Origin of the sequence: Ochrobactrum sp. BTU1 (assembly GCA_018798825.1) — a bacterium.
Classification (GTDB): Bacteria; Pseudomonadota; Alphaproteobacteria; order Rhizobiales; family Rhizobiaceae; genus Brucella.
In genome coordinates this window covers 348,608-369,701 of sequence record CP076354.1, presented here as the reverse complement: position 1 = coordinate 369,701, position 21,094 = coordinate 348,608, and the positions used below count along the sequence as shown (strand labels likewise).

The window sequence follows — 21,094 nt, the reverse complement described above, 5'->3', positions numbered from 1 at the left end:
TGATGCGCACTAGAGTACCGTGCGTCCTTTTGGGCGCGCGGTGCTCTAACACTTTATATTTACAGCATAATTTTACCTTAAACTGATTCAAGCTTAAGGAATAATATAATAGGCTAAGGTTCAGTCCTTAAACCGCACCTATGCGCTTGAGCGATCGACGCCAGCGCATGGTCATCAGCACCGAAACAATAGCAAGCCCTGCTGCCAGACCAAGCCAGACACCCGCACCGCCAAGCTTGAACTGGAATGCCAGCAGCGCGCCCAACGGTAGGCCCACACCCCAATATCCGACCAGCGCCAGATACATTGGAACGCGTGTATCACGCAGACCGCGCAACATGCCCGCTGCAACTGCCTGCGCGCCATCGACAATCTGAAACAGTGCAGCAAGCGCCAGGAACGTGACCGCGAGTTCGATAACGGCGAAGTTTTCCGGGTCTTTAAGGTTGAGGAATACGCCGATAAACAGGCGCGGGATGAGAATCATCAGCAGGCCCATGATCGCCATAAAGCCGACGCCAAGCGCATAGGCGCTCCAACCTGCATAGGCCACGGCCTGCGGATCACCACGACCATAGGCGCGGCCAACGCGCACGGTTGCTACCTGACCAAAGCCAAGCGGTACCATGAAGCTGAGCGATGCCACCTGAATGGCAACCGCATGGGCTGCCATGGCTGTCGGCCCGATATAGCCCATCATGACGACGGCTGCGTAAAAGATCGAGGTTTCAAATACGAAGGTCAGCGCCATCGGAAAACCGATGCGCCATAGCTCAATCAGGCGTGGCCAATCCGGACGCCAAAAGCGACCGAACAAGCGATAGCGACGAAAACGGTGATGGCGCACGGTGATAATGGCCATGCCAAGGAACATCATGATGCTCGACAGCGTGGTGGCGATACCCGCACCATGCAGTTCCATACGCGGGAAGCCAAAATGACCGAAAATCAACGTCCAGCCCGCCAGCGCGTTGAACCCGATGGCAGCAGCCGCAATCAATAGCGTCCACATCGGCTTTTCCATCGCCGCAAAGAAAGAGCGCAGCACTATGTAGAAGAGATATGGCAACAGCGCCCATTGCAGCGTGTGCATGAAATCCGTTGAGCGTGCCGCAATATCCGGCTGCTGACCGAGGAAGAGGAAAATCTCCTCGCAATGCCAGAGCACAATCCAGATTGGGACCGAGATAATGATCGCCGACCACATGCCCTGACGCACGGTACGGCGAACATCGCGCACCGAATGCCGATTCTTGCCGAGCGCGATGGCAATCATCGGCATGACAGCCGAGACAAGGCCCATCGAGAAGATCATCAGCGTATGATAAAAACTGGTCGCAAGCAGCGCCGAGGCAAGCGTATCCTTGCCCAGTCGCCCGATGAAAATCACATCAGTTGCCGTCAATGCCGCTTGCGAAAGATTGGTTAGAATCAGCGGCCAGCCCAGTTTAAGGGCTGTCGACATTTCCCGGGTCCAGCGCTGCACGCTGTTCAATTGTGGCTCGCGAAAGCCCGCATCAACTGTATTGGTCACAAGTTACTCCCCGAACTGTCCGGGGCCGTCAATCCGCCAGACAATCCATAGCCAGAACACGCGCCATGACGTCAGAGACCATGTCAATCTGAGGAATTTAGCATCGTGATACGAATATCGATCGCCCCATGCCGGCTAAGAGCGTCCATCGCTAAAAGCGACTTCGCCCCAACTTTTCGGAATATTCAATTTCTATCGGGAACGTTGTGTATGTTCCAGAAATTGATCCGGAGCCAAGCGGGCTGCGCATCGATTTGCACAAAATTAGAGCACAATGGATATCAGACTTGCACAAAGAAGCAACACATCTTGAGAAGTAAATTCTCAACTGCTGACATGCGTGGAAATCAATTTCCCACATGTCGCAAAACGGCATTTTTCCGTCCGTATTTCAGTTGACCGCGACGCCGCGTGATTTACCAATAGTGGCGATGCGAATTTGCGAGGAAAGCCATGCGTAGTACCAAAGTCATCCACATTGTTGGTTGTCATGCTGAAGGTGAAGTCGGTGATGTTATTGTCGGTGGCGTGGCTCCTCCTCCTGGCGATACCGTGTGGGAGCAGTCGCGCTTCATTGCCAGCGACGAGACCTTGCGCAATTTCGTGTTGAACGAGCCGCGTGGCGGCGTGTTTCGCCATATCAATCTGCTGGTCCCACCCAAAGATCCGCGCGCGCAGATGGGGTTCATCATCATGGAGCCCGCGGATACCCCGCCAATGTCTGGTTCCAACTCGATCTGCGTCTCCACTGTTCTGCTGGATAGCGGCATCATCCCGATGCAGGAACCGATAACCCGCATAGTGCTGGAAGCGCCCGGCGGAATCATTGAAGTGGAGGCGGAATGTCGCAACGGCAAGGCCGAGCGCATCAGTGTCCGCAACGTGCCGTCCTTTGCAGATCGTCTGGATGCTACATTGGAAATCGAAGGGCTTGGCACAATTACCGTCGATACTGCTTATGGCGGCGACAGTTTCGTCATTGTCGATGCGACGCATATAGGCATGAAGATTGAGCCGGGTCAGGCGCGTGAACTGGCCGAGATCGGCGTGAAGATCACCAAAGCCGCCAATGAACAATTCGGTTTCCGCCATCCTGAGAAAGACTGGAACCACATTTCATTCTGCCAGATCACTGAACCAGTGACACGCGATGGCGACGTACTCACCGGCGTCAACACCGTCGCTATCCGCCCGGCCAAGCTCGACCGTTCGCCAACTGGCACTGGCTGTTCAGCGCGCATGGCCGTATTGTACGCCAAGGGCCAGATGAAAGTCGGTGAAAGATTTATCGGCAAATCTGTACTTGGAACGGAGTTTCATTGTCGACTTGATAAGGCTGTAGACCTTGCTGGCAAACCCGCCATCAGCCCGATCATTTCCGGTCGCGCATGGGTGACGGGGACTTCGCAGCTTATGCTTGATCCAAGCGATCCGTTTCCGGGTGGGTATCGACTTTCCGACACATGGCCCCGAGACGACTGATATTTACGCGCTGACGGACTGCAAATGGCGCTTCTCTTCACTTCCGGTGCTCATGTACCTTTAAGTACATTCCGCTCCGGTTCTCGAGAAACACCATTTTCGTCTCGTCATCACAAAAATCTCAATCACCTCGCACCGCGTGTCCGACAAACAAAAAACCCCGCTAAAGCGGGGTTTTCTTTTATCATTGTATTCAAGCTTACGCGAAGTCGAGTGCGCGGTCGCCGTCTTCGTCTTTAATGCGCGATGGCAGACCGATCTGGTTCAGAATATGGAGGAAAGGCTTTGGATTAAGCTCTTCCACATTGACCATCTTCTTCACATCCCATTCGCCTGAAGCGATCAGGATTGCGGCTGCGACCGGCGGAACGCCAGCGGTGTAGGAAATGCCTTGGCTACCCACTTCGTTATAGGCTTCCTTGTGGTCGGCAACGTTATAAATGAAGACTTCCTTCTCCTTACCGTCCTTAGTGCCCTTAACGAAATCGCCAATGCAGGTCTTGCCGGTGTAATCCGGTGCAAGCGACGATGGATCCGGCAGAACGGCCTTGACCACCTTGAGCGGCACGACTTCCAGACCTTCAGCGGTCTTGACCGGCTGTTCGGACAGAAGGCCGAGATTGTTCAACACCGTGAAGACGTTGATATAGTGATCGCCAAAGCCCATCCAGAAACGCACATCGGCGTTCGGGTAGTTCTTGGACAGCGAGTGCACTTCATCATGGCCGGTCATATAGGCCTTGCTTGGACCGACGACAGGCAGATCGAAAGTCTGGCCGACTTCGAACATCTTGTTCGACTGCCACTGACCGCCTTGCCATGAATAGACTGTGCCGGTGAATTCGCGGAAGTTGATTTCAGGGTCGAAGTTGGTCGAGAACCAGCGGCCATGCGAACCGGCATTGATGTCAACGATGTCGATGGATTTGACTTCATCGAGATAATCGTCAGCAGCCAGACGTGCATAGGCATTGACCACGCCTGGATCAAAGCCGATGCCGAGAATTGCGGTGATGCCTTTCTCTTCGCATTCCTGCAAATTCTTCCATTCGTAGTTGCCATACCACGGTGGGGTCTCGCAGATCTTCTTCGGATCTTCATGGATCGCGGTATCCATGTAAGCCACGCCCGTATCGATACAGGCGCGAAGGACCGACATATTGAGGAAGGCCGAGCCGACATTGATGACGATCTGAACGCCTGTCTTCTGGATCAGAGCCTTGGTGGCTTCAATATCCAGCGCGTCCAAAGCATGCGCTTCCAGTTTCACCTCAGTCTTGAGGCTCTTCTTTTCATGCACGCTATCGATAATCTTGCGGCATTTCTCAACCGTGCGGGACGCAATATGGATATCGCCCAATATGTCAGAGTTTTGAGCACATTTATGTGCAACAACCTGTGCCACGCCCCCGGCGCCGATAATGAGAACGTTCTTCTTCATTTTCTGTCGATGCTTCCTCTTCCAGCGGTTACCCGCCATCTGTTAACCGTCCCGATTGCCTTCTCACCCGGAACACATGAGTTTTTCGCAGTCTGAGGACCGCAAAAGGATCTTTAAGAAAGCGACCCTTCAAAATCCGCATAATCAAATTCACGGACTAATTTGACCGTGCCATCAAGTTCGCGCACGGCAATGGCTGGCATTTTCACGCCATTAAACCAGTTCTTTTTGACCATGGTATAACCGGCCGCATCTTCAAATGAGAGGCGGTCGCCAATGGCAATCGGCTTATAGAAAGTGAACTCGCCGAAAATATCGCCAGCAAGGCAGGACTTGCCGCAAATCATGTAGCTATGCTCGCCATTGTTTGGCGCCATTTTCGCCTTTTCACGATAAATGAGCAGGTCGAGCATATGCGCTTCAATCGAGCTATCAACGATGGCGAGGTTCTTGCCGTTATAAAGCGTATCAAGAACAGTCACTTCCAGCGTCGTGGTCTTGGTGATCGAGGCTTCGCCCGGCTCCAGATAAACCTGTACGCCGAACTTTTCCGAGAACGCCTTCAGGCGTGCGCAGAATTCATCGACCGGATAATCGTCGCCGGTGAAGTGGATACCGCCGCCAAGGCTAACCCATTCAACGCGATGCAAGAGCGAGCCGAACTTTTCTTCGATGTCGGTCAGCATCTTGTCGAAAAGACCGAAATCGGAATTTTCGCAATTGTTATGGATCATGAAGCCGGTGACGCGGTCCATAACCTTTTCGACCTTCGATACATCCCATTCGCCAAGACGGCTGAACGGACGCGCCGGATCGGCAAGATCAAATGTCGAAGATGAAACGCCCGGATTAAGACGCAGACCACGCTTGATATGCGCAGCCTTATCGGCAAAGCGTTCGAGCTGGCCAATCGAATTGAAGATGATCTTGTCAGCATGGCTGATGACTTTGTCGATCTCATGATCGGCATAGGCCACGCTATAGGCATGGGTTTCGCCGCCAAATCGCTCATGGCCAAGACGCACTTCATTGAGCGAGGAGGACGTTGTACCGTCCATATATTCGCTCATCAGATCAAACACCGACCATGTAGCAAAGCACTTGAGCGCCAGCAGCGCCTTTGCGCCGGACTTCTCACGCACATAGGCAACTTTTTCCATGTTGCGCTTCAACTTGGTCTTGTCGATCAGATAGTAAGGCGTCTGGATCATGGTCGTTCCGGGTCGTCAGTTAGGGGAGATGGCCTATCCAGCTGGCTGGCGGGCACGTTATTTGCTCTGGCGCGCATCTTATCCGAAAACCGTTTCACACTTTTCGGGATGCACTATAAAAGCCGCTTTGGAGAGGCTTATAGGAACCTTGTGACAGAAACACAAATCCGCCACAGACGTTTTGAGAAAAATTTCTCCAACGCAGCGGCGGATTTTGAATTCTGTGCTTCATATAGGACTTTTCATCTTAAATTGAACCCCTTTTGATTTTTATTGGCGTTGTTTTACTTCACGCCCCATTCCGAAGTTTGAAAAAGCATTTTATAAGGTCGCCAACGCGTGCGGACAGCGGGCATTAACCCGCCTCTGAAATGCGGGATAGGACCAGGGAAAGAAATGCAGACCGAAAATCCAGCCGCCACTGTAACAGCAGGGGCTACCGCAGGCTGGGGAGAATTGTTCGCGGGCAAGAATGCGATCCGTTCGCTAACGCTCGTCGGTGGCGTAGCGCTCCACGCCATCAATGTTTTCATTGCCACAACCATATTGCCAACCGTGGTCGCCGATATTGGCGGCATGGATTATTATGCCTGGAACACAGCACTGTTCGTGACGGCGTCGATCCTTGGCTCAGCTCTCGTGCCTAAACTCTTGTCACAGGCAGCGCCGCGCTATGCCTATCTGGTCGCGGCCATCATCTTCGCCATTGGCACGCTCATCTGCGGCTTCGCCCCTTCCATGCCAGCCATGCTTGGCGGGCGTATTGTGCAGGGGTTAGGCGGCGGTATGTTGCTGGCACTCTCCTATGCGATGATCCGCATCGTGTTCAGTGAACGGCTCTGGCCGCGTGCCATTGCGCTGGTTTCCGGCATGTGGGGTGTGGCAACACTGGTTGGCCCTGCCGTTGGCGGCATTTTTGCCGAGCTGGGACAATGGCGCGCTGCCTTCTGGTCGCTGGTGCCAGTGATTGCTATTTTTGCGGTGATGGCGATGGTTATTTTGCCAAAGCAAACCAACAATGCTGAAAACAAAGATCGACTGGCATGGCCGCAGCTTATTCTGCTCACAATGGCCGTACTGATCATCTCAGCCGCCAGCATTTCGCCAAGCGCTTTCTGGAATATCGCTGGCGTGTTGATCGCACTTGCCGTGCTGATGTTGCTTGTGTGGGTCGAGCATCGATCAACAAAGCGTATTCTGCCGAAAGGTACGTTCAGCCTGAGCCGCCTTGGTGCGCTTTATCTCACCATGGGTTTTCTGGGCGGATCGGTCACCAGTTCTGAAGTGTTCGTTCCCCTGTTTTTTCAGGTTTTGCATAACCAGTCTCCGTTGATTGCCGGTTATCTTGCTGCACTTATGGGTGGAAGCTGGACGTTGGGTTCCATCGGTTCATCCGGCGTGACAGGCAAGAGCGTGAACAAGGTTATCCTTGCCGCACCCATTATGGGCGTTGTCGGCATGGCGACACTTGCTATCCTCGTGCCTCCGGGCAGCGATGGTCATTGGGCCACGCTGGTGCCAATCTGTCTTGCGATGATTATTGTCGGCTTCGGCGTCGGCATGACATGGCCGCACCTGCTTACCCGTGTGTTCAAACGTGCCGAAGCTGCGGACCAGAATCTGGCTTCAGCGTCACTCACTACAGTCCAGCTTTTCACCACAGCTATGGGTGCGGCGCTGGCAGGGATGATTGCCAACTTGGCGGGTCTTAGCAATCCGGGCGGCGTTGCAGGCACTGCAAATGCAGCGCTCTGGCTTTTTATCGGCTTTGCCGTGATGTCGGGCGTCGCTCTCTTTGCAGCAATCGCACTGGTGCGCAGCTCACGCTGATATGTAAAACAAGGCCTTTGGAGCATAGCATACTCCGAAGGCATGTCTGATTAGGATGTGTTTTCTTGAGACTGCGTTTGGATTCGATTTAATTGCGCGAAGTGTACACCTGATTAACTCTTGATGTCGGGACACAGAAGCATTATTCCAACTTCCGTAATCGTCGGCCGGGCATGGTGCAGCATACCGGCAAATCACGACCTCCGCGGAAGCCACCCTGAAGGCAGCCACACGCGATCCCCCCATGATTGCGATCAATGAAGTTCGCTTGTTTTGAGCGGACACCGTGAAAAGCGAAACAGAGACAGTTCCGACATGAGCAGCAATTTTTATCAGGAAACCGTTCTTGACGTTCACCACTGGACCGACAGGCTGTTTTCATTCCGCACAACACGTGATCAGGGCCTACGCTTCCAGAGTGGTCAGTTCATTATGATCGGCCTTGAAGTGAACGGCAAACCGTTGTTGCGGGCCTATTCGATTGCTTCCAGCGTCTATGATGAACAGCTCGAGTTTTTCTCCATTAAAGTTCAGGACGGTCCGCTGACCTCGCGCCTGCAGCACCTTAAAGAAGGCGACAAGCTGATCGTTGGCAAAAAGCCGGTTGGCACGCTGCTTTATGACAATCTCATTCCAGGCGACAATTTGTGGCTGCTTTCCACGGGTACGGGCCTTGCGCCATTCCTGTCGATCATCCGCGATCTGGAAGCCTATGAGCGCTATAAGAAAATCATCCTCGTGCATGGCGTGCGCGAAGTGAACGAACTGGCCTATGCTGATCTGATCACCAAAGAACTGCCAGAAGACGAATTCTTGGGCGAGATGGTGCGCGAGAAGCTCATCTATTATCCGACCGTGACGCGCGAAGAATTCCGCAACAAGGGTCGCCTCACTGATCTCATCACCTCCGGCAAGATTTTTGAAGATCTCGGCCTTCCGAAATTCTCCGAGCAAGACGACCGCATGATGCTTTGTGGGAGTCCAGAAATGCTTGCGGACATGCGTGTCATCCTCGAAGGTCTCGGTCTTGAAGAAGGCAGCCAGAGCGAAGCCGGTCATTTCGTGATCGAAAAGGCTTTCGTCGAAAAGTAAAACGCGCCGCATAAAGATAGAAAGGGAGGCTCATGCCTCCCTTTTTGCTATTATAATTCGAATTTACAGACTACGCGTCATTTGCCCTTGGGAGTGCTTTGAAATGCTTCTGAGATTATTCGCCCTCGTCACCGCGATTTTATGCCTCGTATCCGTGGCGAATGCCGAGAGTTTCAATGGCAGCGGTCTCAAGAAACTTGCCGTAGTCGATCCGGTCGATAGCCGTCCCATGGAAGCAGTCGTCTTCTATCCCAGTGCAGCAAAGACGGAAGCTACGAAAATTGGGCCTTATCAGGTTCAGGCGTCACCCACTGCACCGATGGCAGAAGGCCGCTTTCCTCTGATCCTGCTGTCGCATGGCAATATGGGCAGCATGTGGGGGCATCATGATCTGGGCGCATCGCTTGCCCGCAATGGCTACATCGTTGTGAGTGTGACCCATCCCGGCGACAACTTTAAAGACCCAAGCCGATTGGGTACCGTCAGTTCGACCTATGGCCGCCCGATGCAGATTTCAGCAGCATTGACGGCAGCTTTAGACGAAGCTGCACTCGCCCCCCATATCGACAAGGACCGCATCGGTTTCGCCGGCTTTTCGGCAGGCGGCACAACCGGCCTCATCCTTGCAGGTGCTAAGCCGGACCTGTCACGATTTGAAGCTTACTGCGCAAAACGACCAGATGATCATAGCGTCTGCGAGGCAGAGGGTAAGATCAGAACTGACCGCCCTGACCTCGCCCCACAAGCCGACCCGCGCATCAGCGCTTATGTCCTGATGGCACCACTGAGCGTTATCTTCGGGGCCGAGACTCTCAAGTCAGTCACAGCACCGACACTCATCTATGTGGGTGATCAGGATGGAGAATTATCGCCGCAAGAAAATGCCATGGCGCTTGCGCCTCAACTGCCAAAGGCACAGTTGCAAGTCATTGAAAAGGCCGGGCACTTCACCTTCCTCGCGCCATGCTCGGAAGAACTTACAAAGCTCGTTGCCGGGTTCTGCATTGATAATCCCGGCATCGTGAGAACTGCACTTCACCAGCGCATGAATGCTGAAATCGCAGCTTTCTTTGAAAAGAACCTGGAGAAGCTGAACTAGTTCGTGGCCTGCTTGGCTTTCGCCGTGATGGGCGCTATGCTTGTCACCATGATAAAATGTTCGAGTACCCCCTGCATCGCGCTCCCGTGATTTGAGCAATCAATCACCAGGAGCATGAACGCAAGCAAACCTCTGGTTTCTTGCGGGGTTTTCGTTTGCATATTTGCAGGCGGATAAATGCCGAGCCTTTCGTTTCACGCGCATCCTATTCCGAAAACCGGTTCTCACTTTTCGGGATGCGCTAGATACCGGCACTCATGCAGTGAGTATTCTCATGAAAAATTACTTTGAAAGCCCATTCAAGGGCATCACTCTCGACAAACAGGTCACAAATCCAAACATCGTCGTCGGGCGCTACAGCTATTATTCCGGCTATTATCATGGCCACAGCTTCGACGACTGCGCCCGCTTTCTCCTGCCCGATGAAGGTGCCGACAAGCTGATCATTGGCAGCTTCTGCTCAATCGGATCAGGTGCAGCCTTCATCATGGCGGGCAATCAGGGCCATCGACACGACTGGATCAGCACCTTCCCGTTCTTCTTCATGTCAGAAGTGGACATATTCGCAGGCAGCACGAATGGTTATGCCCCATCGGGCGATACGGTCATCGGCAATGATGTCTGGATTGGCTCTGAAGCGATCATCATGCCGGGTGTGAAAATCGGCCATGGCGCAATTATTGGCACGCGCGCACTGGTGACGCGTGATGTTGAACCCTTTGCGATTGTTGGCGGCAACCCTGCCCGCACCATCCGCTCGCGTTTCGATGAGAGGAACGTCAATATGCTTCTGGAAATGCAATGGTGGGACTGGACTGACCATCAACTGAAAGGCGCGATGCAGACGCTGACAAATGGCGATGTGGAAGCGCTTTATCGCTATTGGCAGAGTAACGTTTGCGACCAGTGATCTAAAACACGGGAGGCCTGCCTGCGAGTTGCGGGTGGGCCTTTCATTTGGATTTTACGGGGCCACCCTCTCTGCCAGCTGGTCGCAACAGTTTCTTTGAAGAAACATGATTGCTTTATTCATATTTTCATGCAAATTATAAATGACTGACTATCAGTCAGTGAAATTGGCGACCTGAGAGACCGGCTAATGTGTGCGTGCAGGTCTTTCAGGTTGTCAGACCCAATAACCACGAGACATGAGTGCTTGCGGCCGGTTTCAGCTGCCTCCAGACGTGCAACGCAGATTTCTGGATGCCGCTTGAACCGACACTCGAAGGCCGCAGCAAAAGCGAGATTCTATGTTTCACGATACCGAACAGTGGCCCTATATCGTCACGCTCGCCAAAGGCCCATCAACCATTGAAGAGCTGCGCGCATTCTTCGATAGCTGGAACGCATGGCTGGATGAAGGAAAGCCCTTCATTGCGATCCGGCGGTTTCTCGACACGGATGCACTTCAGCATCCAGACGGTGCAGCGCGTGAAATCAAGCAATGGTTTCAACAGAATGCCGAACGCATCCGCCATCAGGTCATGGGCATGATTAGCATTGTGCCTGAATCCGTGTATGAGGAAGCAAGCCGCATGGATGCGGAAAAACTGTTCCGCGTGCCAGCCGGTACATTCTCAAATATCGACGCCGCCCTGCACTGGCTTGATGAACGGGTTGTTCGACCCAACCAGCTTGCCTTTGACAAAGCTGCAATCCGCGCAAAACTGGAAGCAGCCTGAAAACCGGAGTGAAGGATTTCCCAGCAGCCAAGACCAAGCCCCGCACCAAACCGGCGGAAATTCGCCGCAGCGAGCTTATGTCTGCTGCTGAAACGATCTTTCTGGAAAAGGGGTTCGCAGCAACCAGCGTCGACGAGATTGTGCACAAGGCCGATGTCGCCAAGGGTACATTCTACCTACATTTTCGCAGCAAGGACGATGTCCTTGTGGCATTACGCGAGCGCTTCATTGGCTTTTATTGCGAGCGGCTTGACAGCGAAATGAACAGTGTTCCAGCCAATGACTGGAACACTCGTCTCGCTGTCTGGGCCAGCACAGGCATTGCGAGCTATCTCGATAATTATCGCCTGCACGATCTGGTTTTTCATGACTTTCACCCGCCTATGCGCCATGTGATGCAGGAAAACCCGGCAATCGTCCGGCTTGATCAGCTGTTGAGCGAAGGCAAGACAGCGGGTGCTTGGTCCGTCGAAAACACACGCTTGCTGGCGACGCTGCTGTTTCATGCGCTGCATGGCGCTGTCGATGATTTTATCATCCGCTCAAACATCACGGAGCGCGATGAAATGGTTCGCGGCGTTCAGGATCTATTTTTAAAAGCAGTCAGATCGTAAGCTTAGTCACTTCTTGACACCAAAAACATGCTCCGGTCCCGGAAATGATCGGGCGCGCACTTCTTCCGCATAGGCTTTGGCAGCATCCGACACTTGCGGCGCAAGCTCCGTGAAGCGTTTGACGAAACGCGGCGTAAAATCCTGAAACAGTCCAAGCATATCATCTGAAACGAGAATCTGACCGTCACAGGCAGGCGATGCACCGATGCCAATCGTCGGAATTGATAGGGTCTGCGTGATTTCGCGCGCCAATGGCTCAACCGTGCCTTCAATGACCAGCGCGAACGCACCAGCTTCTGCAATAGCCTGGGCATCACGGCGGATGCGGTTGGCCTCTTCATCATCGCGACCGAGTGAGCGGAAACCACCAACCATATTCACCTGCTGCGGCATCAGCCCGACATGACCGAAGACCGGAATGCCACGCTTGACGAGGAATTCAACCGTCTCAGCCATTTCCTCGCCGCCCTCAAGCTTCACGCCGTCACAGCCGGTTTCCTGCATGATGCGGGCCGCATTGCGGAAGGCTTGTTCCTTCGATTCCTGATAAGAACCAAACGGCATGTCAACAATCACACAGGCATGTTCCGCGCCGCGCATCACTGCCTGTCCATGCGCGATCATCATATCGAGCGTAACGGCAAGCGTCGAATCCATGCCGTAAAGCACCATGCCAACGGAATCGCCCACCAGAAGAAGATCGCAATGCGGATCGAGCAGCCGGGCAATCGGCGTCGTATAGGCCGTGAGGCTGACAATCGGACGCTCGCCCTTCATTGCTTGAACTGCTTTCGGCGAAAGGCGCTTCTTCTTAACGGTGACGCTCATGTCAGGCGGCCTTTTCCTGTGCGGCAAGTGCAATCACGCGATTATCGAGCAGCTTTGTGTTTCCAAAACGTACAAATAGAGCGACGAGAAGCGGCCTCCCCTGAACAGTCTCAAGGCGCTCTAGCGTCTGCGGATCGCGAAGCGCCAACACTTCCACCGCCGCCAATGGTTCTGACGCAATAAATACTCGAATAGCTACTTCCAATGCTTCAGGATCATCTACGCCCGAGCGGTAAAGTCGCTCGGCTTCATCCAGCGCTTTTGGCACGATGATTGCCGCGGCGCGCTGCTCAGCTGTCAGATAAACATTGCGCGATGAACAAGCGAGCCCATCGTCCTCACGCACCGTCTCAACACCAACGACCCGTACCGGGATAGCCATATCGTCCACCATGCGGCGGATGATAACGAGCTGCTGAAAATCCTTCTCGCCGAAGTAAGCGGCGTCAGACCCAACGATATTGAAAAGCTTGCTCACGACCGTTGCAACACCCGCAAAATGGCCGGGGCGCGCCTCGCCTTCCATCTGGTTGCCAAGTGTTGGAACATCAACCACCGTCTGCATCGGTCGAGGATACATATCCGATACGGCAGGCGCGAAGAGAAAATCAACATCCGCATTGCGGAGTAGATTTGCATCACGTTCCAGATCACGCGGATATTTGTCGAGGTCTTCGGTGGCACCAAATTGCAGCGGATTGACGAAGATCGAAACGACGGTGACGTCATTGTCCTCACGCGAGCGGCGAACAAGTTCGAGATGCCCTTTGTGCAGATAGCCCATCGTTGGCACGAGGCCGATAGATTTACCGCTCTTGCGCGCTGCGCCAAGCGCAAACCGTAAGTCTTCAATCGTATGGATGATCTGCATGAGGGTCTCCCTGCCAACAACCAGATTTTGTCGCAGTCCTACAGCGCGCCCTCAAATATGACAACAGCGCATTTGCTAGTGAATATATGAAAGAGCCCGCGCTTAGTTACCAACTGCACCGCTGACCGTGCCGCCCACTGTTCTGCCAAACCTGTCGATCTGCTCATTATAGGTTCGGCGAGTGTTTGGATCGAAGACGGCAATCGGCGCACTGACAACCAGCGACGCAGCACTGCCTACACCTTGCGCCGTACCAAGGGCCACAGCACCGAGACGCTCACCCAGTCCAATGTCGGAATCGGTGATCGTCTGGCCAGTGACGAGACGCTGACCTATCAACTGCACGACTTCTGGGCTTGCGGCAAACTTGCCGTGATTGAGGCTGTCTCCGGCTTTAAGCTGCGTGAGATCGATGACGGTTATCCCCGCCGTCTCAAGCTGAGAACGATATGGCTCTACCGAAGGGTCGATTTGTCCGAGACGATCAACATTACCCGAGATGAAACGGGAAGCGCGCAGGGCTCGATCGTCGCGCGACGTGAAAAGCGTGAAGCGCGGATGGTCTTTGCCCATCGCGCGGTACTGTTTGCTGAACACATCCACGTCGAGATCAGGGGACGCGAGAATGACATCGCTAATCTTCGGATTAACACGCTTGTCGCGGATCGCCATCTGGCGCAGAGCTTCAACCGTCAACCAACTGCCCATGGAATGAGCCATGACGGTGATATCTTTTACACGCGGATCTTCGGCGATTTTACGCAAAGTCGTTTCAAGTGCATCGCGCGAATAATTCGTGCTTTCCTTGTCGTAATTATAGTCAAACACGCTGCCGCGCGACGGCCATGTGAAGATGACAGGTGCAACCTCGGCACCTGAATCATGAACGATCTGTGCGAAACGATAGACCGAATCCTCATAGGTGTTGTTGAACCCGTGGACGAACACCATCACACGTCGAGATTTCGGAAGGCTGTGCTGAAGCCACTGACGCGCACCAGTTTCGGTATTGATCGCCTTGACCTCAACTGTGGCAAAATCCTTGAGCGGATTGGCGGGCAGCTTCTTTGGCCATTGAACTTCGCCGACCTTGCGGTTCTTTTCAGGCGGGATGGAGACCATGATCTCAGTCAGGCTGATATCCTGATCGCGTTCGCCGGAAAATAGCGTTCCTGGATTGCCGGAAGGCGCGCGCGTAGTTGCCACCAGAAGATCGACCTTGGATGCGCCGGGAACACTTGCAGCAATAGGAACGAGAACACCATCCGGACGGCTTGCACAGCCGGTGATCAGCGTCAGGCAGACAAGCAATGCCGGGGCAGTACGACGAATGATGCTCCGCAAAACCCAACTCTCCTGACAGGATACAAACCGAAGAGCGCTCTCACCGTCACGGAGCGCGCGGTTAATATATTCTTTACCTGAGAGGATATGCCAAGCCCTAAATGTGGGGGCTGTGGAAAGATCGTCCCGATGCGGCATCTTGGTTACACACTGTTTCCGCAACAGCCACTTTTCTGCAGATCCCAAGCGCCCGATATTTGAGCCAACAGCGCGGGCAAGTTCGCCTTTGCGCAGGAGGACATACAATGACTTCAGAACTTAAGCCGCAACTCACAGGGTTGCATCATCTGACAGCCATTACCGCTGATGCACCGGGCAATCGTCGCTTCTATACCGACACACTCGGGCTTCGGCTTGTCAAGAAAACCGTCAATCAGGATGACACCAGCGCATATCATTTGTTCTATGCCGATGGGCTGGCATCTCCGGGGACTGACATTACCTTTTTCGATTGGCCCGTTCATCGTGAACGGCGCGGCACTCACAGTGTTTCGCGGACAGGATTGCGCGTGAATGGGGTTGAAAGCCTCGATTGGTGGCGCAATCACCTCAAAGGAAAGGGTATCGAAACCGGCGACATATTTGAGATTGCCGGTCGCGCAGTTCTCGATTTTGAGGACCCGGAAGGCCAGCGGCTGCGCTTGACCGATGATGGCGGCATAGGCGCATCGCATAGCTGGGAGAAAAGCCCGGTTCCTGCTGAGCGGCAGATACGTGGCCTTGGCCCGATCACGCTAAGCGTTCCGGATCTGGCACCGACAAAAATCGTGCTGGAAAAGGTGATGAACATGCGTGAAGCTGGCGACTATGCATCGCCTGATGGCGAAGGCCATGTCCATGTCTTTGAAATGGGTAACGGTGGTGCGGGTGCTGAGTTGCACATCGCTGTGCAGCCTAATCTGGAACCTGCTGGCCAGGGAGCAGGCGCAGTGCATCACGTTGCTTTCCGTACTCCGGATCAGGAAACCATGCAGGAATGGGTGGATCGTCTGAGAGCGTTTCGTATTCCATCAAGCGGTGAGGTCGAGCGCTATTATTTCCGCTCGCTCTACTTCCGCGAACCCAATGGCGTTTTGTTTGAAATCGCAACCGATGGTCCTGGCTTCGCAGTTGACGAACCACTTGAAACCCTCGGCGAAAGCTTATCACTGCCGCCATTCCTTGAAGGAAAACGACAGGCGATTGAAAAGGGCTTGAAGCCTCTTGATTAAACAACAAAAGGGCCGCCGGAGATCTCCGGCGGCCCTTTTTCTTATCTCTTACAAACAGTCAGAGCTTTTGCTGCAGCCATTCACCGGTCAGCCGGACATCTTCATCCGACAGCCCGTGACCACCTTCTGCGGAAAGAACGTCTATTGCAGCCCCATCCGCCCGCAAGGCCGCTTCCAACTTGCCGGATGCATCTCCAAATGGATCACCTATCCCGTTGAGTAACAGGACAGAAGCGTCCGAAAGGTCCGCAATTGGCTGCTCTTCCAAAACATCCGTTGCGCGCAGCAATACAGCCTTACGCACGACATGCGGATGCAGCCGCATGAAAGCCGCAAGTAAATTCGCCCCGTTGGAATTGCCTATGAAGGCAGTTCGTTCAGGGTCGATGCCGTAAGCAGCAATCGCCCCCTCGACAAAAGCTTCAAAAGCCTCCGCCTCAAACCGGATGTCGTTCTGGTCGAACCGTTTCAGGTCGAACCGGCGAAACCAGCGCTGAATGCCCTCTTCCGTGCTACGTCCGCGAACACCAAGTAGCGTTGCACGAGGCGCAGCAAGACGAGCAAGCGGCATAAGATCGTTTTCATTGCCACCCGTCCCATGCAGTAGAATGAGCGCCGTGCCATCCGGATTTTCCGGCTGATGAATACGATGCACAAACGGCAATTCGCGATAGATCACCCGCTCCTCGCCCGGCAGACCAAATTGAGGCATACGAGCACGGATCGCGTCGGCCTGCTGTTCGTTGCCCGGCGGCACAAAAAGAGCTCGGCCGAGTGTCTCCACCGTTTCGTCAACAGTGAACCCGGGCGCGTCTGTGGCAAACTCAAACAGAGTTCCGCCCGGCTCGCGGACATAGAGAGATGTGAAGTATTTGCGATCATGCACATTCACTTCGCTGGAGTTAAGCTTTGAAAGCTCCTTCTCCAGTGTCGTCACATCGTCAGTTGTTGCGGCACGGAAAGCCACATGATCGGCAATACCCGTGCCCGGAATACCCGGCCAAAAACCACTTGCGTCGCGCACGTCAATTGCATCACCTGAATCGGAAATGAGACGATCTATCGTGCCTTCTTTCGACTGAGAATGAAAACCGAAGTAACGCTCGATGAAGCTGACAGTTTGCTCAGGCTGCTCGGACAGGATCGTGGCCGAACGGATGCGGCGCACGGCATGTTCTGCCGGTACGTCACCAGACACCCACGCGTCATTGGCCGCAAGATCGCTACCAACCAGCTTGACGATCACGCCATCTGGGTCGCGCAGGCGCAGCACTGGCTCGCCAAACTCCTGCACCGGACCTTCGGGCTGCACATGATAGCGCAATGCCCGCTCCAGCCAGAAGCCAACAGAAGAACGATCAATGGCAAGCGCAATTTCGCTGACCTGACCATGACCGACACGGCCTTTCGCACCATCTTCCCAGACGAGGAAAGTGATCAGCGAGCCGGGCGTTCCGGAACGGTCGCCATAGAAAAGATGCAACTGCTCGGCATCCTCAAAGCCGCCAGTCTGCTTGACGATACGCAGGCCAAGAAAGCCTGCATAGAAATCGACATTGGCCTGAACCTTGCGCGTAATGAGCGTGAGGTGATGGATGCCGCTGGTCATGATTGCGATCTCCCGCTTTTGTGGCGGCAAGTCTCTCAGACAGAGGCACTCACCGCAAATGTGAACTTGCCCGATAGTTTACATCGGCTCAAATGCCCATGGGGCTATGCGGCGACGCACTGTTAACAGATCAGAATGTGTTTTTGCGAGATTAGAAAAAGAAAAAGGCCGCGCGGGAGGAGGATGCGCGGCCTGATCTTGAATACGGCTGGGAGGAGGAGTGCCGTATTCGTCATCGGGTTCTGGGAGGAGGAGTGAACCCGATGAGCAATGTTTACCTTGAGCCTCTTTATTCAACAACGACCAATAACGCATAACAGTTATGCAAATACGCCGGTGCTTAAGTTTATTGCAAAAATGTGAATATAAGAATCCTGCTCATTAAATAAGCATTTGTAGAAAAATATGCTGCTAAAACAATGATTCAGAGAAGATGGGCAATGAAAGGTGCAGCCAGAACATTGACCAGTCCTACAAGCACCATCACGAGGCCAGCGATCGAACCTTCTTCTCTGCCAATCTGGTGCGCCTTGGCGACGCCTGCACCATGCGCGCCCATGCCGAACAGCGCGCCGCGTGCGAGCGTCGAGCGCAATGGCAGCCAGTTGAGCATGAGTTCGCCCAGAGCTGCACCAAAAACGCCGGTGATGACCACAAAGATTGCGGTCAGATCAGGCGTGCCGCCAATATCGCCGGACACCGTCATGGCAAAAGGCGTACTCATCGAGCGCGGCATCAGACTGAGGCTGATCGCATCGTTAAGACCAAGCAAATGCGCTAAACCCCACGCAGAGAGCATTGCCGACGAACTGCCCATCACCACACCGACCAGCAAAACAGGCCAGTACCGACGAATGGTTGCGCGTTGCTGATAGATCGGAATGGCAAAGGCTACGGTCGCAGGGCCAAGCAAAGCCACAAGCCAATGTGTTGCGCCAAAGTAGCTGCGATAATTTTCATTCATGCCAATGAGAAGCGCCATCAGCAGCAATGGTGTAACGGCAAGCGGTGTCAGCCACCACATTGGAAAGCGGCGGTAGACGCGCTTTGCTGCTAGGTAAAGGAGGATTGTGGCCGCTGACCAAAACAGCATCGCCACATAGGGATTACTTAGCGGCATAGCGCACACTCAGGCGATAGCACATATCAACAGTAAGTGCTGTCACTGTCATCACAGTCAGCGTGCCAACCAAAATAACAGCCATGATCTTCACCCCGAGCATTCCGAGCAGCTCCTGATGCTCAAGAACGGCGAGAACCGCAGGCACAAAGAACAAAAGCATTTCCGCCAGAAACCATTCCGCGCCACGCTTCATGCTGAACAGGCTGATGCGACCACTTAAGAGCAGCGCCAGAACCAGCGCCATACCGACAATACCACCGGGTAGCGGCAGACCAACCAGACGGACAAAACCCTCACCCGCCAGCCAGAAGCCGAACAGGGTCGCAATCTGCATCAGACGGCTGTTGTGCAGCGCATAGCGAAAGCGGATCATCAGGTTATGGGCGGTCATGGTCATGTTCCAATGCGTGTGTTTGTGTATTCAATATAGGGGCTGTGTCGCCATTCCAGAAATGAATTGATTTCATTGCAGCTATTCCATAATAGAATAGCTTATGAACTTACGTGGCTTTCAGGCTTTCGTGGAAGTGGTGCGACAGGGCGGCTTTTCGGCCGCGGCCCGCACCATCAATGCCACCCAATCCACCGTCAGCAAGACGGTGCGGCAGCTCGAAGAAGAACTCGGGCTCATCTTGCTTGACAGGGAAGCCACCCCGCCCCGCCTGACAAGTGCAGGCGAAATCGTCTACCGCCGCGCATTGGCGATGCTGACCGAAAAAGATGATATGCTGACCGAGCTCGGCGAGTTGCGCGGACTTAAGCGCGGGCTTTTGCGACTTGGCTTGCCACCCATCGGCTCCAGCGTTTTGTTTGCTCCGGTCTTTGCAGACTTCACCAAGCTCTACCCCGATATCGACATTCAACTGGTCGAACATGGCAGCAAGCGGCTGGAAGAGCTTTTGCTGGCTGGCGATGTGGAACTTGCCGCCTCGCTTCTGCCCGTCGAAGAGAGCTTCGAATGGCAGGAGGTCCGCTGCGAACCGGTCGTAGCCCTGCTTCCCGCCAATCACAGTTTCATCGACGATGGCGGCATTCCCTTGTCGGACATTGCGAGCCTGCCCTTCATTCTTTTTGAAAGCGGCTTCGCGCTCAATCATATCATTCTGGATGCGTGCCATCAGCGTGGGTTGTTTCCGCATGTCGCCGTGCGCTCCAGCCAGATCGACTTTATTGTCGAGTTGGTGGCCGCGGGCATGGGTATTGGCTTTCTGCCGCAAATGATCGCCGAACAGCGCAAGAATCCCGGCGTTCGCATCCATCGGATCAGAGACGCGGAAGTGAATTGGGACTTGGCCTTGATCTGGCGCAAAGGCGCGTTTCTTTCCCATGCCGCAAGAGCATGGCTTGCGCTTTGCAAAGGCGAAAACAACAGCGGCAAAGCTTGAAAGCAACAAGCCAACGCCTATCTCGATAGAAGACACCGACGTTCAGGACGCGTTCGCGCGCCCATCACCCATAGGGTTGCACGCCTATTTCTTACGCGCATCTTGTCCGAATACAGCTTCGCACTTTTCGGGATGCGCTAAACAGGAGGCCATCATGGAAGGTCAGGTTATATTCTACAAAGACGATCGCATCATTTACCGGCATCACGTCGAAGTGCATGACGACGATTATTCAAAGGGCGTAAATGATGCCCTTATCGCCTTTCAGCGCAACTATGCCGGTTTTGATCTCGCAGGCGATGACATTCACATCCGCTTTAAAAAGCCGGGTGAAGTTTGAAGATGCCTGATAGACGCTTCGCCTGAGTAATCAGGCGAAAGCTGCTTCACGGGCTACGCGATGGATGTCATCACGCGTCAGACCAAGATCATAAAGCTCGCGGTCAGTGCAACCGCTCAACTCGCGCAGATTTTCGCGATACTGCATCCAACGGGAAAACTGGGTACGGAGGTGGTTCATTGTGGTATCCCCTTATATTCAGTACCTTCTAAGTGCTGAGCTTTTTACCTTCCTCCCAATATGAAGCTTCCGTCTTTTTAATCGTTTTGAGAAGTGCATAAACTGCATGGCTGCAATGACGTCAGCGCTGACACAATGAGCGACCCGCAGTAACGCAGTTCTTTACTGCCCGCGATAAAAGTGATCGGCAAAACACCTCTCCATAGAGTTAGGAGGGC

At 53.9% G+C, this 21,094-nt stretch carries 20 protein-coding genes; 10 read left to right on the top strand and 10 right to left on the bottom strand.

The window, feature by feature from the left end:
- Positions 1 to 127: 127 nt before the first annotated feature.
- Positions 128 to 1,534 (bottom strand): MATE family efflux transporter, encoded by a 1,407-nt coding sequence (locus KMS41_01680; GenBank protein QWK77983.1) that lies wholly within the window; start codon positions 1,532 to 1,534, stop codon positions 128 to 130.
- A 453-nt stretch (positions 1,535 to 1,987) separates the two neighbouring features.
- Between KMS41_01680 and KMS41_01675 the strand changes: the two genes are divergently transcribed.
- Positions 1,988 to 3,016, top strand: coding sequence for a 4-hydroxyproline epimerase (locus KMS41_01675; protein QWK77982.1), 1,029 nt, complete (start codon positions 1,988 to 1,990; stop codon positions 3,014 to 3,016).
- A gap of 199 nt (positions 3,017 to 3,215) precedes the next feature.
- Here KMS41_01675 and KMS41_01670 read toward each other — a convergent pair whose 3' ends face one another.
- A complete protein-coding gene (locus KMS41_01670) occupies positions 3,216 to 4,457 on the bottom strand; it encodes a saccharopine dehydrogenase family protein (GenBank protein ID QWK77981.1) in 1,242 nt (413 codons plus the stop codon).
- Positions 4,458 to 4,570: 113 nt separating this feature from the next.
- Positions 4,571 to 5,668: a carboxynorspermidine decarboxylase gene (nspC, locus tag KMS41_01665; GenBank protein ID QWK77980.1), complete on the bottom strand. Its 1,098-nt coding sequence runs from the start codon at positions 5,666 to 5,668 to the stop codon at positions 4,571 to 4,573.
- A gap of 396 nt (positions 5,669 to 6,064) precedes the next feature.
- Between nspC and KMS41_01660 the strand changes: the two genes are divergently transcribed.
- From KMS41_01660 to KMS41_01635, 6 genes are all read left to right on the top strand, one after another.
- Positions 6,065 to 7,498, top strand: coding sequence for an MFS transporter (locus KMS41_01660; GenBank protein ID QWK77979.1), 1,434 nt, complete (start codon positions 6,065 to 6,067; stop codon positions 7,496 to 7,498).
- A 315-nt stretch (positions 7,499 to 7,813) separates the two neighbouring features.
- Positions 7,814 to 8,590 carry a ferredoxin--NADP reductase gene (locus KMS41_01655; GenBank protein QWK77978.1) on the top strand — a complete coding sequence of 259 codons (777 nt, stop codon included), beginning with the start codon at positions 7,814 to 7,816 and terminating at the stop codon, positions 8,588 to 8,590.
- A gap of 103 nt (positions 8,591 to 8,693) precedes the next feature.
- Positions 8,694 to 9,689 carry a prolyl oligopeptidase family serine peptidase gene (locus tag KMS41_01650; protein ID QWK77977.1) on the top strand — a complete coding sequence of 332 codons (996 nt, stop codon included), beginning with the start codon at positions 8,694 to 8,696 and terminating at the stop codon, positions 9,687 to 9,689.
- Between the two features lie 274 nt (positions 9,690 to 9,963).
- Positions 9,964 to 10,599, top strand: a complete 636-nt coding sequence (gene catB, locus KMS41_01645) for a type B chloramphenicol O-acetyltransferase (GenBank protein ID QWK77976.1) — start codon at positions 9,964 to 9,966, stop codon at positions 10,597 to 10,599.
- Between the two features lie 340 nt (positions 10,600 to 10,939).
- On the top strand, positions 10,940 to 11,371 hold the full coding sequence (locus KMS41_01640) for a hypothetical protein (protein QWK77975.1): 432 nt from the start codon (positions 10,940 to 10,942) through the stop codon (positions 11,369 to 11,371).
- 8 nt (positions 11,372 to 11,379) lie between these two features.
- Entirely contained in the window at positions 11,380 to 11,985 is a 606-nt protein-coding gene (locus KMS41_01635) for a TetR/AcrR family transcriptional regulator (GenBank protein QWK77974.1), read from the top strand.
- A 6-nt stretch (positions 11,986 to 11,991) separates the two neighbouring features.
- Here the strand turns inward: KMS41_01635 and panB are convergent, their stop codons facing one another.
- The 3 genes from panB to KMS41_01620 all read right to left on the bottom strand — a co-directional run bounded on the left by panB (position 11,992) and on the right by KMS41_01620 (position 15,166).
- A complete protein-coding gene (gene panB, locus KMS41_01630) occupies positions 11,992 to 12,813 on the bottom strand; it encodes a 3-methyl-2-oxobutanoate hydroxymethyltransferase (GenBank protein ID QWK77973.1) in 822 nt (273 codons plus the stop codon).
- Between the two features lies 1 nt (position 12,814).
- Positions 12,815 to 13,684, bottom strand: a complete 870-nt coding sequence (gene panC / locus KMS41_01625; GenBank protein QWK77972.1) for a pantoate--beta-alanine ligase — start codon at positions 13,682 to 13,684, stop codon at positions 12,815 to 12,817.
- A gap of 102 nt (positions 13,685 to 13,786) precedes the next feature.
- Positions 13,787 to 15,166 (bottom strand): alpha/beta hydrolase, encoded by a 1,380-nt coding sequence (locus tag KMS41_01620; protein QWK78736.1) that lies wholly within the window; start codon positions 15,164 to 15,166, stop codon positions 13,787 to 13,789.
- Between the two features lie 107 nt (positions 15,167 to 15,273).
- Here KMS41_01620 and KMS41_01615 point away from each other — a divergent pair, with 107 nt between their 5' ends.
- Positions 15,274 to 16,239 carry a ring-cleaving dioxygenase gene (locus tag KMS41_01615; GenBank protein QWK77971.1) on the top strand — a complete coding sequence of 322 codons (966 nt, stop codon included), beginning with the start codon at positions 15,274 to 15,276 and terminating at the stop codon, positions 16,237 to 16,239.
- Positions 16,240 to 16,297: 58 nt separating this feature from the next.
- Here KMS41_01615 and KMS41_01610 read toward each other — a convergent pair whose 3' ends face one another.
- From KMS41_01610 to KMS41_01600, 3 genes are all read right to left on the bottom strand, one after another.
- Positions 16,298 to 17,848, bottom strand: a complete 1,551-nt coding sequence (locus KMS41_01610) for a VOC family protein (protein QWK77970.1) — start codon at positions 17,846 to 17,848, stop codon at positions 16,298 to 16,300.
- A 424-nt stretch (positions 17,849 to 18,272) separates the two neighbouring features.
- Entirely contained in the window at positions 18,273 to 18,968 is a 696-nt protein-coding gene (locus KMS41_01605) for an LrgB family protein (protein ID QWK77969.1), read from the bottom strand.
- On the bottom strand, positions 18,955 to 19,362 hold the full coding sequence (locus tag KMS41_01600; protein QWK77968.1) for a CidA/LrgA family protein: 408 nt from the start codon (positions 19,360 to 19,362) through the stop codon (positions 18,955 to 18,957). The genes KMS41_01605 and KMS41_01600 overlap by 14 nt, the downstream gene beginning before the upstream one ends.
- 103 nt (positions 19,363 to 19,465) lie before the next feature.
- Between KMS41_01600 and KMS41_01595 the strand changes: the two genes are divergently transcribed.
- On the top strand, positions 19,466 to 20,356 hold the full coding sequence (locus KMS41_01595; protein ID QWK77967.1) for a LysR family transcriptional regulator: 891 nt from the start codon (positions 19,466 to 19,468) through the stop codon (positions 20,354 to 20,356).
- A 154-nt stretch (positions 20,357 to 20,510) separates the two neighbouring features.
- The gene (locus KMS41_01590; GenBank protein ID QWK77966.1) at positions 20,511 to 20,696 is read left to right on the top strand and encodes a hypothetical protein; all 186 of its coding nucleotides are present in this window, start codon (positions 20,511 to 20,513) and stop codon (positions 20,694 to 20,696) included.
- 30 nt (positions 20,697 to 20,726) lie between these two features.
- On the opposite strand, the gene KMS41_01585 is transcribed toward KMS41_01590, so the two are convergent.
- Positions 20,727 to 20,876, bottom strand: coding sequence for a DUF1127 domain-containing protein (locus KMS41_01585; protein ID QWK77965.1), 150 nt, complete (start codon positions 20,874 to 20,876; stop codon positions 20,727 to 20,729).
- Positions 20,877 to 21,094 lie beyond the last annotated feature (218 nt).

Excerpts from the sequence above, each read along its gene's own strand:
- KMS41_01675 (QWK77982.1), top strand. The coding sequence starts at position 1,988 with ATGCGTAGTACCAAAGTCATCCACATTGTTGGTTGTCATGCTGAAGGT.
- KMS41_01670 (QWK77981.1), bottom strand. The coding sequence starts at position 4,457 with ATGAAGAAGAACGTTCTCATTATCGGCGCCGGGGGCGTGGCACAGGTT.
- nspC (QWK77980.1), bottom strand. The coding sequence starts at position 5,668 with ATGATCCAGACGCCTTACTATCTGATCGACAAGACCAAGTTGAAGCGC.
- KMS41_01660 (QWK77979.1), top strand. The coding sequence starts at position 6,065 with ATGCAGACCGAAAATCCAGCCGCCACTGTAACAGCAGGGGCTACCGCA.
- KMS41_01655 (QWK77978.1), top strand. The coding sequence starts at position 7,814 with ATGAGCAGCAATTTTTATCAGGAAACCGTTCTTGACGTTCACCACTGG.
- KMS41_01650 (QWK77977.1), top strand. The coding sequence starts at position 8,694 with ATGCTTCTGAGATTATTCGCCCTCGTCACCGCGATTTTATGCCTCGTA.
- catB (QWK77976.1), top strand. The coding sequence starts at position 9,964 with ATGAAAAATTACTTTGAAAGCCCATTCAAGGGCATCACTCTCGACAAA.
- KMS41_01640 (QWK77975.1), top strand. The coding sequence starts at position 10,940 with ATGTTTCACGATACCGAACAGTGGCCCTATATCGTCACGCTCGCCAAA.
- panB (QWK77973.1), bottom strand. The coding sequence starts at position 12,813 with ATGAGCGTCACCGTTAAGAAGAAGCGCCTTTCGCCGAAAGCAGTTCAA.
- panC (QWK77972.1), bottom strand. The coding sequence starts at position 13,684 with ATGCAGATCATCCATACGATTGAAGACTTACGGTTTGCGCTTGGCGCA.
- KMS41_01620 (QWK78736.1), bottom strand. The coding sequence starts at position 15,166 with ATGCCGCATCGGGACGATCTTTCCACAGCCCCCACATTTAGGGCTTGG.
- KMS41_01615 (QWK77971.1), top strand. The coding sequence starts at position 15,274 with ATGACTTCAGAACTTAAGCCGCAACTCACAGGGTTGCATCATCTGACA.
- KMS41_01610 (QWK77970.1), bottom strand. The coding sequence starts at position 17,848 with ATGACCAGCGGCATCCATCACCTCACGCTCATTACGCGCAAGGTTCAG.
- KMS41_01605 (QWK77969.1), bottom strand. The coding sequence starts at position 18,968 with ATGCCGCTAAGTAATCCCTATGTGGCGATGCTGTTTTGGTCAGCGGCC.
- KMS41_01600 (QWK77968.1), bottom strand. The coding sequence starts at position 19,362 with ATGACCGCCCATAACCTGATGATCCGCTTTCGCTATGCGCTGCACAAC.
- KMS41_01595 (QWK77967.1), top strand. The coding sequence starts at position 19,466 with ATGAACTTACGTGGCTTTCAGGCTTTCGTGGAAGTGGTGCGACAGGGC.
- KMS41_01590 (QWK77966.1), top strand. The coding sequence starts at position 20,511 with ATGGAAGGTCAGGTTATATTCTACAAAGACGATCGCATCATTTACCGG.
- KMS41_01585 (QWK77965.1), bottom strand. The coding sequence starts at position 20,876 with ATGAACCACCTCCGTACCCAGTTTTCCCGTTGGATGCAGTATCGCGAA.